Origin of the sequence: Salinicola sp. DM10, from assembly GCF_017306975.2 — a bacterium.
Taxonomy (GTDB): Bacteria; Pseudomonadota; Gammaproteobacteria; order Pseudomonadales; family Halomonadaceae; genus Salinicola.
The window spans coordinates 255,494-271,502 of sequence record NZ_JAFLEN020000003.1 but is presented as its reverse complement, the minus strand read 5'-3'; the positions used below and the strand labels follow the sequence as shown (position 1 = coordinate 271,502).

Sequence of the window (16,009 nt, the reverse complement as noted above, 5' to 3'; positions counted from 1 at the left end):
TCGTCTGCGAGGTGTTTCACGTGGAACAAGGCCTGCGACCGTTGATCCGCACGCCTGATGCGCCCTCACAAGATTCGCCGTGCTGATCGAGTGGCGATCAATCGTCGATGGCGGGGGCAGAATGGGGACAGCCACCGGAGCCGCAAAACCCACGTATCTGGGAAGCGGGCGGCATCCGAGCCAGAGAGGGCGAGCCCCTCGGCTGCCGCTCCCACGAGGCGTGGCAGCAACCACTGCTATGCAACGCCGGCAATGTTCCACGTGAAACAATCAGGCATCACGGCCGGGTCTGAATCTGGCTCAGGAAGTCATTGCACGGCGTGGTCTCTCCGGCGCTCGGCGAGACCAGGGCTAGCAGCGCAGCGGCGGGCGCGGCGACGGTACCGAGGAAGGCACCCACCGCGCCGCGTGCCAGTAGTGAGCTGGCATCCACCCCTGGCGAGGGGTTGGCAAAAGTGCCGTGAACATAGAGCGGCGAGCGTAGGGTGAATACCCGAGCGCCCTTACTCTCAGGCACGATGTTGAGATCGAGCCTTTCGTTGGCGAAGTTGATACTGCCGTCGATCTTGATCAGCGCGTTCTCGGTGTCGATGACGAAGAAGCGCGGACGTGCCAGGCCATCGTCGACTTCCAGGCTGGTGGCGGCGCAGTTGATACGAACCTGCTCGTCTCCGAACAGCTTGCCCACCAGGTAGTTGCCTACGTTGAGCCCGGCCAGCTCCATCAGATTGCGGCTGATGAGGCCATCGCTGACGATCATGCCGAGGTCACCGTTGCTGCTACCCAGGAGGGCGGCAATCGAGTTGCCATGGCCGCTGAGCGAGGCGTCTCCATTGAGCTCGCCACGACTGTTCTGCATCAACTCGACCTCAGGGAACAGGCGACTGAGCAGCAGGCGCCGGATATGCAGGTCGACTCTCGCCTGAAGCGGTGTCTGGCTGCCATCCAGACGCAGCGTGGTGTTGAGGTTGCCGCCGGCGACGCCGAAGCGCAGCGGGTCGAGCAGGACCTCACCATTGTCGAGCCGGACGTGGGTATACAGGTCTTCCAGCGGTAGCGAGTCGCCATGCTCGATACGCTGGGCAGTGAACTTGACGTCGGCGTCCATGGCGCGCCACTGCTCGGTCTGGAACTCCGCCACCGGCAGTACTTTGTCGGTTGGCTGCTGCGGCGCTTCCTGCTGGGATTCGCCATCATCGCCGCTGCTATCGGCACCGATCAATGGTGCCAGATCGGCGAAACGCAGCTGGCGCGAGACGACCTCTCCGGTAAGGGACGGGCGGGGTTTGCCCAGGGTGTAGGTCAGGTCGCCATGGATATCGCTGTCGCCAACCTGACCGTCGAAGTCCCGGTAGCGAAAGGTGAGCGCGTCCCGCGTCGCCAGGTCGGCGCTCAGATGGCCCCGCGTCGAGTACGGTGGCGTATCCGGCAGTGTGACGCCAATCACCCGGTAGAGGTCGCCCAGATTCTGGCCAGCGAAGGTGAGATCGAGATCGATCCGCTTGGGCGCCAGCGGATCGGTCAGCGTGCCGGCGACGCTCACGCGCGTCTGGCCTGCGGTGACATCGGCCTGCAACGGGTAGGGTGCGCCCGGCTGGCGCAGCGCTGTCAGACTGCCCAGCTTGCCTTCACCACGGATTTGCTGGCCCCGATAGGTGCCGCTGGCCTGCCAGCCAAAGGCGTAGTCGGCGACTGGTCGATCAGTGCCGCTGTTCGTCACAGGCACTTCGCCGCTCAGCTCGCTGAAGGCGATGGGTTGGCCCAGCAGACTCAGGGTGGCATCGACATCGGCATCCAGGGTCGGGTCGCGATAGTGGAGGGCGATGGGGTCGAAGGTGATATCGCCGATATCCACGGTCCAGCCGGGCTGGGTGTCGGTCGTATCGGCATCGTCGGCTGTATCGCCGAGATCGAAGGTCCAGTTGTTGTTGCCATCCTGCCGCTTGACCAGGGTGGCTTCACCGCCGCTGAGCGCTATGCGCGGGATCGTCACGCGGCGCTCGAGCAGCGATAGCGGCGCCAGCGTCAAGTCCAGCGCGCGCAGCCTGGCGAGATCGGCATCGGTGATGGACTCAGGGCTACCGACACGAATCTGCTCGGCGTGCAGATGCGGCCAGGGCACCCAGCCGCGCCAGCCGTCGACATCCTTCGGTCTCTCCCAGGAGAGATCGAGGTCGCCCTCGATGGCGAAAGGGCGGTGAATGGCCGCCGAGACCCGCTGGTTGAGCGTGGGCTTGAGACGATTCCAGTCGAATGTCAGCACCACAATGACCAGTGCGATAACGACTACCAGCACGAAGGCCAGTAGTGAAAGGCCGATCTTCTTCCCCGTTGTCATGACCCTGTCCCATCCCTTGGGCTTGTTGTCCCAAGAATAGCCGAGTCTTCACGTAGCGTTTGTGACGTAACGTTGCCAGGCCAAGCCTGCGGTCGGGTTAATATGTTTCACGTGAAACATGCCGGTCTCAGGGCTCACTCAGGATTCAGCGCAGAGCATTGGCGGCGATCACCACAGTCGTTGAGAGAGTTCGTTCGCTTTCTCGGCGAAAAGGTCGAGCTCGACTCAGTCCGCTGCCAACAACAGGCGTTCAACGAATTTTGCGAGATCGTCGCAGTGCCAGGTCTCCGGATGCTCGCGGGCGACGTCACGGGCGTAGCGGCCCCCCTTGCCCGTGCTGACCAGTGCGGTCTGCACGCCGGCCGCGATGCCTGCCTCGATGTCACGCAGGCTATCGCCCACCATCCAGCTGCCTGTCAGTGTCGGCAGCCCCAGGGCCTGCTGGATCTGCAACAGTAGGCCCGGCTTGGGTTTGCGACAGTCGCACTCATCTTGCGGCAGATGGGGGCAGTAAGCGATATGCACGATCTCGCCGCCGCCCTGATGCACTAGCGCGCGCAGCCGTGCGTGAATGGCATCCAGAGTGTTGCGATCGTAGTAGCCGCGGCCAATACCCGATTGGTTGGTGGCGATGGCCACTTGCCAGCCTGCCTGCGTAAGCGTGGCGATGGCTTCGATAGCGCTGGGGTAGGGGTGCCACTCGTCGAGGGACTTGATATAGGCGTCGGAATCTTCGTTGATGACGCCGTCGCGGTCGAGGATGACCAGTTTCTGCATGGCGCGGCCTGGTTCGAGGCGAATGTCGATGCATTATCGCGCTGCCGCGCTCTGGCGCCAACTCGGTCCTGTGATGTTTCACGTGGAACAATCTGGCTATTGCGGTGTGCTTGGCCAGTGAGGCGATGATGGGGCGACAGGGGCGGAAGGGGCGTGCGGAGGCTAGAGACTCGGGGTGATACCGGGAGAGAAGGGACCCGCCCGAATGTTCCGGGCGGGGAATGTTTCACGTGAAACGTTACTGCTGCAGCTCGGAGATGTCCGCCACGGCGAGGAACAGCCCTTGCAGGCTGGCCAGGAGTGCCAGGCGGTTGGTGCGCACGGCGTCGTCATCGACCGCCACCATGACCTCGTCGAAGAAGCGATCCACCGGCGCGCGCAGCGTGGCCAGAATATCCAGCGCCTGGGCGTAGTCGGCCTGACGGAACAGCGGCTCCACCTGATCGCGGCAGTCGGTGACGGCACGCGCCAGGGCGATCTCCGCTTCTTCGCTCAACAACGAAGCGTCGACCTCGGCGCCGGCATGGTGCTGCTGCTTGGAGAGGATGTTGGCCACGCGCTTGTTGGCGGCCGCCAGGGCGGCGGCTTCCTCGCGCTGCTCGAAGCGATGCACCGCGCGCAGGCGACGGGCGAAGTCGAGCGGACGCGTCACCGGGCGTGCGCGTACGGCAAGGTAGACATCCACGGGCAGACCTTCGTCCTGAGCCCAGGCGCGGAAGCGATCGAGCATGTAGGTGAGGACGTCATCTACCAGGCCGTCCGCCTTGGGCAGGTCGCGGTGCTGGGAGGCGGCGAGTTCGAGCAGCTCGCGCAGGTCCAGGTCCAGCTCGCCCTTGATCAGGATGTTGAGCACACCGATGGTGGCGCGGCGCAGGGCGAACGGGTCTTTGGCCCCGGTAGGGCGCTGGCCGATACCGAAGATGCCGGTGAGCGTATCCAGACGATCGGCCAGGGCGATCGCCATGCCGGTCGGCGTACGCGGAATCTCATCGCCGGCGAAACGCGGCAGGTACTGCTCGTGCAGCGCATCGGCGACCGCATCGGGTTCGCCGTCGTGACGCGCGTAGTAGGTGCCCATGATGCCCTGGAGCTCGGGGAACTCGAGCACCATCTCGGTGACCAGGTCGCACTTGGCCAGCTGGGCCGCGCGCGCCGCGGCGCTGCTGTCGCCACCGATCTTCTCGGCGATGAAGCGCGCCACCACCTCGCTGCGTGCCGCCTTGTCGGCCAGGCTGCCGAGCTCGCGCTGGAACACCACGTTGGCCAGTGAGGCTTGGCGTGAGGCCAGCGTCTGTTTGCGATCGGTCTCGAAGAAGAAGACGGCATCGGCCAGGCGTGGGCGGATCACCTTCTCGTTGCCGTAGATCACCTGCTGCGGATCTTCGCTTTCGATATTGGCCACGGTGATGAACTGCGGCATGAGCTTGCCGTTGTCATCGAGCAGGTGGAAGTACTTCTGATTGGCCTTCATCGAGGAGATCAGGCACTCCGCGGGGACCTCGAGGAAGCGCTCGTCGAAGCTTCCGGTCAGCGCCACCGGCCATTCCACCAGGCCGTTGACCTCTTCGAGCAGGGCGTCATCGATGACCGCCTGCCCATCGTGGACCTCGGCCTCCGCCAGCACCTGCTCGCGAATGCGCGTGCGCCGGCGGTCCATGTCGACCAGCACATAGGCGTTTTCCAGCGCCGCCTGGTAGTCGTCGGCGTGGGCCAGTTCGAACGCCTCGGGGGCATGGAAGCGGTGGCCGCGGGTGGTGCGTCCAGCGTGCAGACCCAGCACCTCGGCATCGATGACGCGATCGCCGTAGAGCAGGACCAGCCAGTGCACCGGGCGCGAGAACTCGATGCGCGAAGCGCCCCAGCGCATGTTCTTGGGCACCGGCAGGGCGTTGACCGCGTTGGCGACGATGGCTGGGAGCAGGGCGTCGATGGACTCTCCCTGCTGCTGCTCGCGGTAGCCGAGCCAGGTGCCCTTGTCGGTCTCCAGGTGGATCAGCTCGTCGACGCTCACGCCGCAGGAGCGGGCAAAGCCCTCGGCTGCCTTGGTCGGCTGGCCGTCCTTGAAGGCGGCGGCGAGGGCCGGGCCGCGCTTTTCGACCTCACGATCGGGCTGCTTGTCGGCGAGCGCTTCGACGCGCACGGCGAGGCGGCGGGGAGAGGCCAGGGCGGTGGCGCTGGCCATGGGAACTTCGGCCTCGGCGAGCCCCTTGGTCACGCCGTCACGCAGGGCCTGGGCGAGATCGCGCAGGGCTCCGGGTGGCAGCTCCTCGACGCCCAGTTCGATCAGTAGGGTGTTGGCTGCCATGCTCATGCGTCTCCCTGAGTGGTTTGCGATGTCTGCGCCAGCAAGTCGCGCCGCAGCGCTTCCGGTGCCAGCGGGAAGCCGGCCGCCTCGCGCGAGGCGTAGTAGGCGTGGGCCACGTCGCGCGCCAGCGTGCGCACGCGCAGGATATAGCGCTGACGCTCGGTCACCGAGATGGCGTGGCGGGCGTCCAGCAGGTTGAAGGTGTGCGAGGCCTTGAGGACCTGCTCGTAGGCGGGCAGCGGCAGATTGGCCGCGAGCAGCTTGTTGCACTCGCCCTCGCAGTGATCGAAGGCCTCGAACAGGTAAGGTACGTCGGCGTGCTCGAAGTTGTAGGCCGACTGCTCGCGCTCGTTCTGCAGGTAGACGTCACCGTAGGTGACGCGGGTGCCGTCCGGGGCGATCGTCCACACCAGGTCGTAGACGCTGTCGACGTCCTGCAGGTACATGGCGATGCGCTCGAGACCGTAGGTCAGCTCGCCGGTGACCGGGTAGCACTCCAGGCCGCCGGCCTGCTGGAAGTAGGTGAACTGGGTCACCTCCATGCCGTTGAGCCAGATCTCCCAGCCCAGGCCCCAGGCCCCCAGTGTCGGCGACTCCCAGTTGTCCTCGACGAAGCGGATGTCGTGGACCTTGGGGTCGATGCCCAGGCGCTCGAGCGAGCCGAGATAGAGCGCCTGGAAGTCTTCCGGCGAGGGCTTCATCACCACCTGGAACTGATAGTAGTGCTGCAGGCGGTTGGGGTTCTCGCCATAGCGCCCGTCGGTGGGGCGGCGCGAAGGCTGGACGTAGGCGGCGTTCCAGCTTTCCGGACCGATCGAGCGCAGAAAGGTGGCCGGATGGAAGGTGCCGGCGCCCACTTCCATATCGAGCGGCTGCAGCACGACGCAGCCCTGTTCCGCCCAGTATTGCTGTAGGGCGAGGATCAGCCCCTGAAAGGTTTTCGCATCTGCCGTCGACTCTGTCATTGACTGCGTACCGTTGCCCATGAATTCGTAAGCCGCCAAGTATACAATTAGCGCTCAATCGGTTATAGGCACCGGCAGCAATCGACCGAGGGCGGCGTCCTCGGGCCGCTGTCGGCATGGCCGAGTCGAGACAGAGAGGATAGCGACATGATCGTAGTCACCGGCGGGGCCGGCTTCATCGGGGCCAATCTGGTCAAGGCACTCAACGCGCGCGGCCGCCAGGACGTGATGGTGGTCGATGACCTCAGCGACGGCACCAAGTTCGTCAACCTGGCCGACTGCACGCTGGGCGACTATCTCGACAAGGATGACTTCCTGGCCCGGGTCCAGGCCGAACTGCGCGGCGAGATCGGTGGTCTGCCGCCGATCGAGGCGATCTTTCATGAAGGCGCCTGCTCGGATACCACCGAGTGGGACGGGCGCTTCATGCTCGAGAACAACTTCGAGTACTCCAAGACGCTGCTGCGCTACTGTCAGGCCAAGCGCATCCCGTTTCTTTATGCCTCCTCGGCGGCGACCTACGGCGGCAGCGAGGTGTTCGTCGAGGCGCCGGAGCACGAGAAGCCGCTCAACGTCTACGGCTACTCCAAGCTGCTGTTCGATCAGTACGTGCGCGCGCGCTGGGACAGCTTCGAGACCCAGGTGGTGGGCTTTCGCTACTTCAACGTCTACGGCCCGCGCGAGCAGCACAAGGGCAAGATGGCGAGTGTCGCCTTTCACCATCACAACCAGGTCCAGCGTGGCGAGAATCCGAAACTCTTCGGCGCCTGGGATGGCTTCGAGGCCGGCATGCAGAGCCGCGACTTCGTCTATGTGGGCGACGTGGTCGACGTCAACCTGTGGTTCCTCGACAACCCGGAGGTCTCCGGCATCTTCAACCTGGGCACCGGCCGCGCCGAGCCGTTCAAGGCGATCGCCGAGACGGTGATCGACTTTCATGCACGCCATGGCGGGGCCCAGGGCGAGATCGAATACATCGCCTTTCCCGATGAGCTCAAGGGGCGCTATCAGAGCTACACCCGGGCCGATATCGGGCGCCTGCGCGAGGCGGGTTATCGCGGCGAGTTCAAGACCGTGCGCGAGGGCGTCACCGCCTATCTGGAATGGCTGAATGGCTGAGACGGCGAGCCGCGCGCCGCGGATTCTGGTCGTTGGCCCCTCCTGGGTCGGCGACATGGTCATGGCGCAGAGTCTGTTCATCACTCTCAAGCAGCGCCATCCCGGCGCCATGCTGGGGGTGGTGGCGCCGGGGTGGTCGCTGCCGATTCTCGAGCGCATGCCGGAGGTCGACGAGGCCATTGCCCTCGATGTAAAGCACGGTGAATTCGGCTGGAGTACCCGCCGCGAACTCGCGCGCCAACTCCAGGGCCGCTTCGATCACGCCATCGTGCTGCCGCGTTCGCTGAAGTCGGCGCTGGTTCCGTTTCTGGCACGTATCCCCAAGCGCACCGGCTTCACCGGTGAGCAGCGCTACTGGCTGATCAACGATCGTCGCCGGCTCGACAAGGGCGTGCTCGATCAGACCGTCAAACGCTTCGTGGCGCTGGGCCTCGATGCGCAGACTGCGGCGCAGGGCGACTTCCCCCTGCCGCATCCGCGACTGCGCGTCGACGCCGAACGCCAGGCGAGCCTGCGCGAAACGCTGGACCTCGGCACGCGCCCGCCCATCGGCATGATGCCGGGGGCCGAGTACGGCCCGGCCAAGCAGTGGCCGCTGGCCTACTTCCGTGAGCTGGCCCAGACGCTGGTCAGCCAGGGCTACACGGTGTGGATACTCGGTGGCCCCAAGGATGTCGAGGCCGGGGAGACGATCGTCGACGGGCTCGAACACGCCCGCAACCTGTGCGGCAAGACCCGTCTCGCCGATGCGGTGGACCTGCTCGCGGCCTGCGAGCAGGTGGTCACCAACGACTCCGGGCTGATGCACGTCGCCGCCGCGGTCGGCACGCGTATCCAGGCGCTCTACGGCTCTTCTTCGCCGGCCTACACGCCGCCGCTGAGCGATGATGCCCAGATCCACTATCTGGCGCTCTCCTGTTCGCCCTGCTTCCAGCGTACCTGCCCGCTGGGCCACCACGACTGCCTGCGCCAGCTGACGCCGTCACTGGTGCTGCGGGCGATGCAGTGACCCCCCGAGTCTCCGCCGACGATTGCCTCCAGGAGTGATGTTCATGTCTCAGCGCGTGCTGCTGGTATTACGCAAGCTCAAGATCGGTGGCATCGAGCGCGCCACTCTGGATCTGGCCAGTGTGCTGGTGCGCGAGGGGCACGAGGTACACGTGCTCGTACTCAAGGGCGGCCATGAGCTGGAGCCGGCGCCCGGTGTCGTGGTACATCGGGTCGACTTCGACAAGGACTTCCGCAGAACCGGTATCGGCCTGCTCTACGACCTGTTCACCCGGGCACTGCTCAAGCCGCTGCTGCCGGGGTCGGGTTTCGTCTGGCGTGGCTGGTATGGCGGGCGCTATCTGAAGCGTTTCGTACAGCGCCTGGAGCGTGAATGTGGCCGCCTGGATCTGATCGTGATTCGGGGCCAGGGAGCTTTCGAGACCGCCTGGTCGTGGCGCGATCCGCGGCTATGGCAGGTCACCGAGTCGTGGCCGGGAGAGCACCGCGGCTGGTTGAGAGGGCGCTATCTGGCGTGCCTCTATCAAGGCAAGCGGGTGATCAGCGTTAGCGACTTCGTGGCCCGGCAGCTCGAGGTCCTGTGGCAGCGCCATGGCATCACGCCAGCGCACAGCGTGATCATCCCCAATCTGTGTGATATCGAGAGCGTACGACGTCAGGCCGAGGCGCCGATCGAACTACCATCGCGATCCTTCATCGTACATGTATCTCGGCTTTCTCGGGTCAAGCGGCAAGATTGGCTGATCCGTGCCTATCGTGAAGCGCAGATCGAAGAGGATCTGGTCATCGTCGGTGACGGCGCCAAGCGGCCAGAGCTCGAGGCGCTCGTCGACGAATTGGGGCTGCGCCAGCGCGTTCACTTCGTGGGCAGCCAGACCAATCCTTATCCGTGGATGAAACACGCTCGACTGTTCGTCCTGAGCTCGCACAGCGAAGCCTTCGGTATCGTGCTGGCGGAGAGCCTGATCTGCGGTACACCCTGTGCGGCGATCGGCTGCCCCGGCGGAGTGCGCAACGTGCTCGTACACGATCAGGCACGTCTGATCGCCGATGAAAGTGTTGCTAGTCTGGCGCAGAAGATTCGCGAAGGGCTGAGCCAGCCGCCCGATCTGGCGAGCGACCCGGAGCTGGTCGAGCGCTATCGTGATACCCGCATCATGCAGCAGTTTCTGGATCTGCCCACCACGCCCTGATGGACCACACCATTGATGAGGCTATGTCACTATCGTGTTACCAACGATAACGCCTGGACTATAATGCGCGACCTGCTATCCTGAGTGTAATTTAATAGCATCCTTATTAGGGTGCTATTGTTTTTCTGAGCAGCACCTCATGAAACCGCTGCAATCTACCTCTCGAGTTAGCCATGTGCCGTATCTCCTGCTCCCCAGCGCCGATAGCCGAGACACAGGACTCTTGCTATGGGTCCGGGCGAGCGTGCTCGAGCGCGTCGAAGCGAGCGGATCAAGGGCCCCACACACGCAGGGTGATACGGCTGCGTGGTGCCGTCCAGCAGGGCGTCGTGCGGCCGTTGGAAACCGCTCTCTTCAGCTACTGGCAACGGGGTTGGCCGGGCGGTGACCTTGTGGCCCGGCGAGGCCTGCCACGCCGGGTGGTCGATGCGCGACTGAGCGCTGCGCTGGTGGTCGAGATCGATCCGCGTCAGCTGATTCGCGATCGCAACGCCGCGGGCGTGGGCGGCAAGAAGAATCCGTCGTCCGCGTTCATCTGGGATGGCGATTGGGACCGTAGCCGGGGAGACCTGCGCTTCGGTTCACGCTATCGCTTCATCAGCGATCTGGATGAGAATCGCGACGATCTCACCCGCACCGAACGCTTTCGCCAGTATCGCTCTCGGCTGGCGGCGGGGAACCCCTGGCGCTCGCGTAGCCAGGGCCTGGTGCTCGACTCCGAAGAGAAGATCCTGGCCTATCTGCGCACCTACCTGGGCTATCTCGACCATATGGCTACCCATGGCTTCGATGCCAGCCTGGGCAAGGATGCGTTGGGGGTGGCGGTGACCCGTGACGGCACGCTGCTCAAGATCAATCGCGGGTTGCACCGGCTGGCAATGGCTCAGCGGCTGGGCCTGCCGTCGATTCCGGTGGTGGTGCGCGCCGTCCATCGGCAGTGGTGGGCGCGTGTGGTCCAGGGCGCGCGGGGCGAACAGGCGCTGGCCCGGGTCGCCGCGGCGCTGCCAGGGTGCCTGCCGGCGCGTGAGCCGGGTGATCTGGATCCAACCCGTCGCGAGGAGCCCTTCAGTTGGCCGGCGCCGCGCAGGCAGCGGCCGACGGCGTGTCCATCACCCATGCGTGCCGCCTCTTGGGCGCTTTGTGGAGAGGAGCGGGCGCATGCCAGCGGCGAAGGGCATCAAGAGCAACGCGACAGAACGGCGTGCTAGTTGACGCCATTCCATAGCTCTTCCTGCAGCCGATTTTCGCTGCGCATGCGTCGGTTCAGCTCCTCCAGCGAGTAGCGCTCGACCAGCGTTGGTTGTGGCGACAGCAGCGAGACACCCAGGCCGGCGCGATGGTCGGGTATGCCAAAACCCATCGCCTCGAGCACCGTCGGCAGGACGTCGACCATACTGGCCTGGCGCTCGACGATACGAGGGCGTTGGTGCTTGCCCAACAGGATCAGGGTGTCCTCACGCGGCCCCGCGATCAGCTGCTCCCAGGCCGAGTTCTTCATCGACAGGTGATCGCTGGACACCACCACCAGCGTGTTGTCGAGCAAACCATCGGCATCGAGCCGCGCGATGAAGTTCTTGACCAGCCAGCCGGTACACTTCACCGAATAGAGAATGTCGGTGCCGTCGAACGGCCCCTGACTGTCGCGGCAGGTTTGCGACGGATGGCCGAACGGCGGATGCGCAGCCAGGGTCAGACCGAAGAAGGCGTAGGGCTTGTGGGCGTCGTGCAGGCGGCGGATGCGCGCCTCGGCCAGGCCCAGCAGGGTGTCGTCATAGAGCCCCCAGTCGTTGAGATAGTCCTTGGGGGCCCGATCCAGCAGCTCGTCCTTGCCCAGCACGGTATCGAAGCCGTGGCCGCGATAGAACTTCGCCTTGCCGGCGAACTTGGTGCTGGCGCCACCCATGAAGGTCAGCGCGTAGCCTCTGGCCTTGAGCAGGTCGCCCAGGCAGTCGACGCCGGGAAGCACGTCGGAGAGCGGCTCGAACTGGTTGTCGTGCATCAGCCCCGCCGGCATCAGCGGGACGCCGCACTGGCTGGCAACCATGCCGGCCATGGTCCAGCCGGTGTTGTCGAGCTGCTGAACGCCGTGGAAGACCACGCCGCGTCGGCCCAGCGCGGCCAGGTCTTCATAGGCGTTACCGAAGCGCTGGGTATCGGCGTAGGTGCGCTCGGTGCTCTCCAGATAGAGATAGATCAGATTGGGCGGTTGCTTCGGAGCGGAGACGATCTGCGGCGGACGATAGCGATCGGCGAGCCACGAGGCGTTGTCGTCGATCACTGAGGCGCCACGTAGCGAGAGTCCGAACAGCAGCGGGTTGAAAGCGAGCAGAAACAGACTCAGCACGCGCTCCCACAGGCGCCAGCGGTGGTCTGCGCGCACTAGCCAGGTCACGCATACCAGCATGAGGATGGCGGCGAGGGTGTAGATCGCGCCGGCGATCTGGCGGTCGGTGCTGCCGTTCTCTTCGATGCCGGCCTGGAGATGGAATATCACTGCGCCGAGATCGAGCTTGCCGAAGCTGTCGTCGAGATAGATATAGACCCACCACAGGGCCAGCGGCAGCAGCGACCAGGGCCACGCCCGGCGCCGCGCCGCACGTTGCTCGGGGGCGCCCCAGCCGAAGCGATGGGCCGGTACCAGCCAGGCCAGCGCGATCAGCGCCGGGGTCCACCAGGGCAGTACCCACATCACCATGACCGCATAGCCGATGCAGAGTCCGATGTAAGTGAGTACAAACCAACGTCGCATATTGCGGGAGAGAGTCATGACGTTTTCGATCCGTGAACGTCCGCTGAGGCGCGGCACCCATCCCGGGTACCGCCTGAGTGCCGCTGCTCGAGCGTGCCGGCTTGCGGCGGGTCAGGGTGACTTTATCATGACCGTTCGGTGACCGGCTTCCTCGCCGACTTTGCGCAAAAAATCTCAGTCGCGCGAGCTACGCAACTCCCCATCGGCGGCGTGACGCGCCAGTGCCAGTTCGATCAAGCGCGTCACCAGGGCGGGATAGGTCACCCCGCTTGCCTGCCACAGCTTGGGGTACATGCTGATACGGGTGAAGCCAGGCAGGGTATTGATCTCGTTGATCACCACCTCGCCCGCCGGCGTCAGGAAGACATCCACCCGGGCCAGGCCGGCGCACTCCAGCACCTGGAAGGCGCGCACCGCGAGCGCTCGGATACGCTCGCTCGCCGCCTCTTCGATGTCCGCCGGCACGGCGATGGTCGCGCCGTCGTCGATATACTTGGTGTCGTAGGAGTAGAAACCCTGGGACACCACGATCTCGCCGCAGACGCTAGCCTCGGGGTGTTCGTTGCCGAGTACCGCGCACTCGATCTCGCGACCGTCGATGGCGGCCTCGACCAGCACCTTGTGATCGAACGCCAGGGCCAGGTCCAGGGCCTCGGTGAACGCCGCGGCACTCTCGACCCGGCTGACGCCGACCGAGGAGCCCTGATTGGCGGGCTTGACGAACATCGGCGTGCCCAGGGTCTCGCGCAGGGCCTCGAAGTTCGCTTCGCGGGCGCTGTGACGGGTATAGGTGACGAAGGGGGCAACCGGGATACCGGCATCGCGCAGCAGCCGCTTGGCCACGTCCTTGTCCATGCCCACGGCGGAGCCGAGTACGCCGGAGCCGACGAACGGTAGGTTGGCCATGCGCAGCAGCCCCTGTAGTGAGCCATCCTCGCCCAGGGTGCCGTGGACGATGGGGAAGATCACATCGAGCTGGTCGAGGATCTGGCGCGCGTCGTCGGCGGCGATCAGCTGTGAGCTGGCGCGGCCCGGCACCAGGGCGAGATCGCCCGCCGATGGGTTGAGTGCGATACGCCGCGGATCATCGGCATGGCGCAGGAAGTCATCGGCCGCATTGAGATGCCACTGCCCCTGCTTGTCGATACCGATGACGCTCACCGCGAAGCGCTCGCGGTCCAGCGCGTCGACGATGTTCTTCGCCGACTGCAGAGAGACTTCGTGCTCCGCCGACTTGCCGCCGCAGATCACCCCGACCCGAATTTTGCTCATGCCACCGCTCCGCTGATAGATCTGGTGAGCGCCTGGGGCGCCATCCTGCGCGCCATGATGCCACGTCGCCGTCCATTGCGCTGCCCGGGGTGACCATGGCAGCGGTGCCTGATGATGTCAGACGCGATAGAAGCGCCGATACCAGTCGACGAAGCGTGCCACGCCTTCCTCCACGCCGATTCGGGGGCGGTAGCCGGTGGCGGCGAAGAAGGCTTCGGTGTCCGCCCAGGTACGTGGCACGTCGCCCGGCTGCATCGGTTGGAAGTCGCAGCGTGCCTGGCGACCGGTCGCCTTCTCGAGGGCGTGAATAAAATCCATCAGCGCCACCGGGCTGCCGTGACCGATGTTATAGAGCGCGTAGGGCGGGCGCTGGCTGCCGGGGTCGGCATCGAGACTGCCTGCCAGCGGTATCACCTCTAGAATGCGTGTCACTCCGGCCACGATGTCGTCGATATAGGTGAAGTCACGCTGCATGTCACCGTGGTTGAAGACCTGAATCGGTTCGCCCGCCAGCAGCGCCCGGGTGAACTTGAACGGCGCCATGTCGGGTCGCCCCCAGGGGCCGTAGACGGTGAAGAAGCGCAGCCCCGTCACCGGTAGACGATGCAGGTGGGCGTAGGTATAGGCCATCAGCTCGTTGGCCTTCTTGGTGGCCGCATAGAGGCTGATCGGCTGATCGACGCTGTCCTGGGTCGAGAACGGCACCTTGGGATTCATGCCGTAGACCGAGCTGGAGGAGGCGTAGACCAGGTGCTCGATGGCGTGATGCGCGCAGCACTCGAGCACGTTGAGGTGGCCAGTTACATTGCTGTCGGTGTAGGCGTGGGGATTCTCGAGCGAATAGCGCACGCCGGCCTGGGCAGCCAGATGGATCACCCGGGTGAAGCGTTCGCGCGCGAACAGCGCCTGCATGCCGTCGCGATCGGTCAGATCGCAGGCGACGAAACGCACGTTGGCATAGGGTTCGAGATCGGCGAGGCGCGCGCGCTTGAGCCCCACGTCGTAGTAGTCGTTGAGATTGTCGATGCCGACGATCTCGATCCCGCGCGGGGCCAGCTGACTGGCCACGGCGTGGCCGATGAAACCGGCCATGCCGGTGATGAGTAGTTTCATGGTCTTGTCTTTGGTGCTGGCGGTTTGTGGTGCCCGCCGTCCGCTCATTATTCTATTGGTGGCAGCGAGCCCGAGCATGCCCCGGCCGGCCTGACGTCAGTTACCGGGCGACTTTGGCTCGTGCTCGTCGAGGATACTGCGATAGCAAGCCAGGTAGGCTCTGCCCATGGCCGCGGGCGTGAAGGCTGCCAAACGCGCACTGGCCGCCGTGGCCAGCGCTCGGCGCTGTACCGGATCGTCGAGCAGCCGTGCCAGCGCCGCGCTCAGGGCGGCGCCGTCGGCGGGTGGCACTAGCACGCCGCTGACCCCATCCTCGATCAGATCCGGGATGCCGTCGACCCGGCTGGCCACGATCGGCACGCCATGATCCATGGCGTCGAGCAGCGTCGAGCCCAGGCCTTCGTTGCGCGAGGGGAAGGCGAATAGCGTCATTATCTCGAGGTAGTCGCCGACGTTGGGCTGAAAACCTTCCCAGATCACGTTGTCTAGATCCCGGCTCTCGACCGCGAGTGCCGCCCCATCTTCGCCCTCGCCGAGCAGCAGGAAGCGCACCTCGGGGTGGCTCTCGCGCAGGCGGCGGGCGGCGTCGAGCAGGATCCGCTGGCCCTTGTGGCGGTCGACCAGCGCGCCGATGTGGCCGATCACCGGGTGACCGGCGAAACGCTGGCGTAGCGCCGCCACCTTCGCCGGGTCGCTGGACTGACCGGAAAGTACGCTGGGGATACGCTCGACCGGGCACCAGGCGCGCTGGCGCAAGTGGGTCTCGATCACCGAGGAGATCGCCACGGCGCGGGCCGCAGCACCATAGGTCAGGCGGTTGAAGGGCTTGTCCTTGACCGGCTGGGGCACGCGTCGGGTGAGCAGATAGGGTGTACCGCGCAGGCGCCGCTCGAGCCAGGCCCAGTGCACCGCCTTGGCCTCGTGGGCGTGGACCAGACTGGGGCGCGGCCCACGCAGGTGTCCGGCCAGGGCGTGATCGGCATCGATCAGCTGCACCTCCGGAGTGGTCAACTGGGTACGCAGCGGTGAATCGCGCCGGCATACCAAGCTCTGGGTGATGCCCTGGCCGAGCTTTGCCAGTGCCTCGATCAGCAGCAGCGTCTGACGCTCGCCGCCACGAAAGCCGCGGGCCAGATTGACGTGACGGATATGCAGGGGAGCGGCCGGCAT

12 protein-coding genes are annotated in these 16,009 nt (G+C 65.3%); 4 read left to right on the top strand and 8 right to left on the bottom strand.

Annotation, left to right across the window (positions count from 1 at the left end; translation table 11 throughout):
• Positions 1–277: 277 nt before the first annotated feature.
• The 4 genes from J0A90_RS12830 to glyQ form a co-directional block, all read right to left on the bottom strand.
• Positions 278–2,338 carry an AsmA family protein gene (locus J0A90_RS12830; RefSeq protein WP_207036514.1) on the bottom strand — a complete coding sequence of 687 codons (2,061 nt, stop codon included), beginning with the start codon at positions 2,336–2,338 and terminating at the stop codon, positions 278–280.
• Positions 2,339–2,563: 225 nt separating this feature from the next.
• Complete coding sequence (gene gmhB, locus J0A90_RS12825; protein WP_207036512.1) at positions 2,564–3,115, bottom strand: D-glycero-beta-D-manno-heptose 1,7-bisphosphate 7-phosphatase; 552 nt, start codon at positions 3,113–3,115, stop codon at positions 2,564–2,566.
• Between the two features lie 238 nt (positions 3,116–3,353).
• Positions 3,354–5,420, bottom strand: coding sequence for a glycine--tRNA ligase subunit beta (gene glyS, locus J0A90_RS12820; RefSeq protein ID WP_207036510.1), 2,067 nt, complete (start codon positions 5,418–5,420; stop codon positions 3,354–3,356).
• Between the two features lie 2 nt (positions 5,421–5,422).
• Positions 5,423–6,385, bottom strand: a complete 963-nt coding sequence (glyQ, locus tag J0A90_RS12815; protein WP_207036508.1) for a glycine--tRNA ligase subunit alpha — start codon at positions 6,383–6,385, stop codon at positions 5,423–5,425.
• 147 nt (positions 6,386–6,532) lie between these two features.
• Between glyQ and rfaD the strand changes: the two genes are divergently transcribed.
• The 4 genes from rfaD to J0A90_RS12795 all read left to right on the top strand — a co-directional run bounded on the left by rfaD (position 6,533) and on the right by J0A90_RS12795 (position 10,913).
• Positions 6,533–7,504: an ADP-glyceromanno-heptose 6-epimerase gene (gene rfaD / locus J0A90_RS12810; protein ID WP_207036506.1), complete on the top strand. Its 972-nt coding sequence runs from the start codon at positions 6,533–6,535 to the stop codon at positions 7,502–7,504.
• The gene (waaF, locus tag J0A90_RS12805; protein WP_233076756.1) at positions 7,497–8,513 is read left to right on the top strand and encodes a lipopolysaccharide heptosyltransferase II; all 1,017 of its coding nucleotides are present in this window, start codon (positions 7,497–7,499) and stop codon (positions 8,511–8,513) included. Before rfaD ends, waaF begins: the two co-directional genes overlap by 8 nt.
• Before the next feature lie 43 nt (positions 8,514–8,556).
• Positions 8,557–9,705 carry a glycosyltransferase gene (locus J0A90_RS12800; RefSeq protein ID WP_207036505.1) on the top strand — a complete coding sequence of 383 codons (1,149 nt, stop codon included), beginning with the start codon at positions 8,557–8,559 and terminating at the stop codon, positions 9,703–9,705.
• Between the two features lie 392 nt (positions 9,706–10,097).
• Positions 10,098–10,913 (top strand): hypothetical protein, encoded by an 816-nt coding sequence (locus J0A90_RS12795; protein ID WP_207036503.1) that lies wholly within the window; start codon positions 10,098–10,100, stop codon positions 10,911–10,913.
• Here the strand turns inward: J0A90_RS12795 and J0A90_RS12790 are convergent.
• The 4 genes from J0A90_RS12790 to J0A90_RS12775 all read right to left on the bottom strand — a co-directional run bounded on the left by J0A90_RS12790 (position 10,910) and on the right by J0A90_RS12775 (position 16,009).
• Complete coding sequence (locus tag J0A90_RS12790; protein WP_233076755.1) at positions 10,910–12,454, bottom strand: sulfatase-like hydrolase/transferase; 1,545 nt, start codon at positions 12,452–12,454, stop codon at positions 10,910–10,912. The two genes, J0A90_RS12795 and J0A90_RS12790, sit on opposite strands and share 4 nt — an antisense overlap.
• A gap of 174 nt (positions 12,455–12,628) precedes the next feature.
• A complete protein-coding gene (gene ddlA, locus J0A90_RS12785) occupies positions 12,629–13,726 on the bottom strand; it encodes a D-alanine--D-alanine ligase (protein ID WP_207036502.1) in 1,098 nt (365 codons plus the stop codon).
• A 117-nt stretch (positions 13,727–13,843) separates the two neighbouring features.
• Positions 13,844–14,839: an NAD-dependent epimerase gene (locus J0A90_RS12780; RefSeq protein WP_207036500.1), complete on the bottom strand. Its 996-nt coding sequence runs from the start codon at positions 14,837–14,839 to the stop codon at positions 13,844–13,846.
• A gap of 96 nt (positions 14,840–14,935) precedes the next feature.
• Positions 14,936–16,009, bottom strand: a complete 1,074-nt coding sequence (locus tag J0A90_RS12775; protein WP_207036498.1) for a glycosyltransferase — start codon at positions 16,007–16,009, stop codon at positions 14,936–14,938.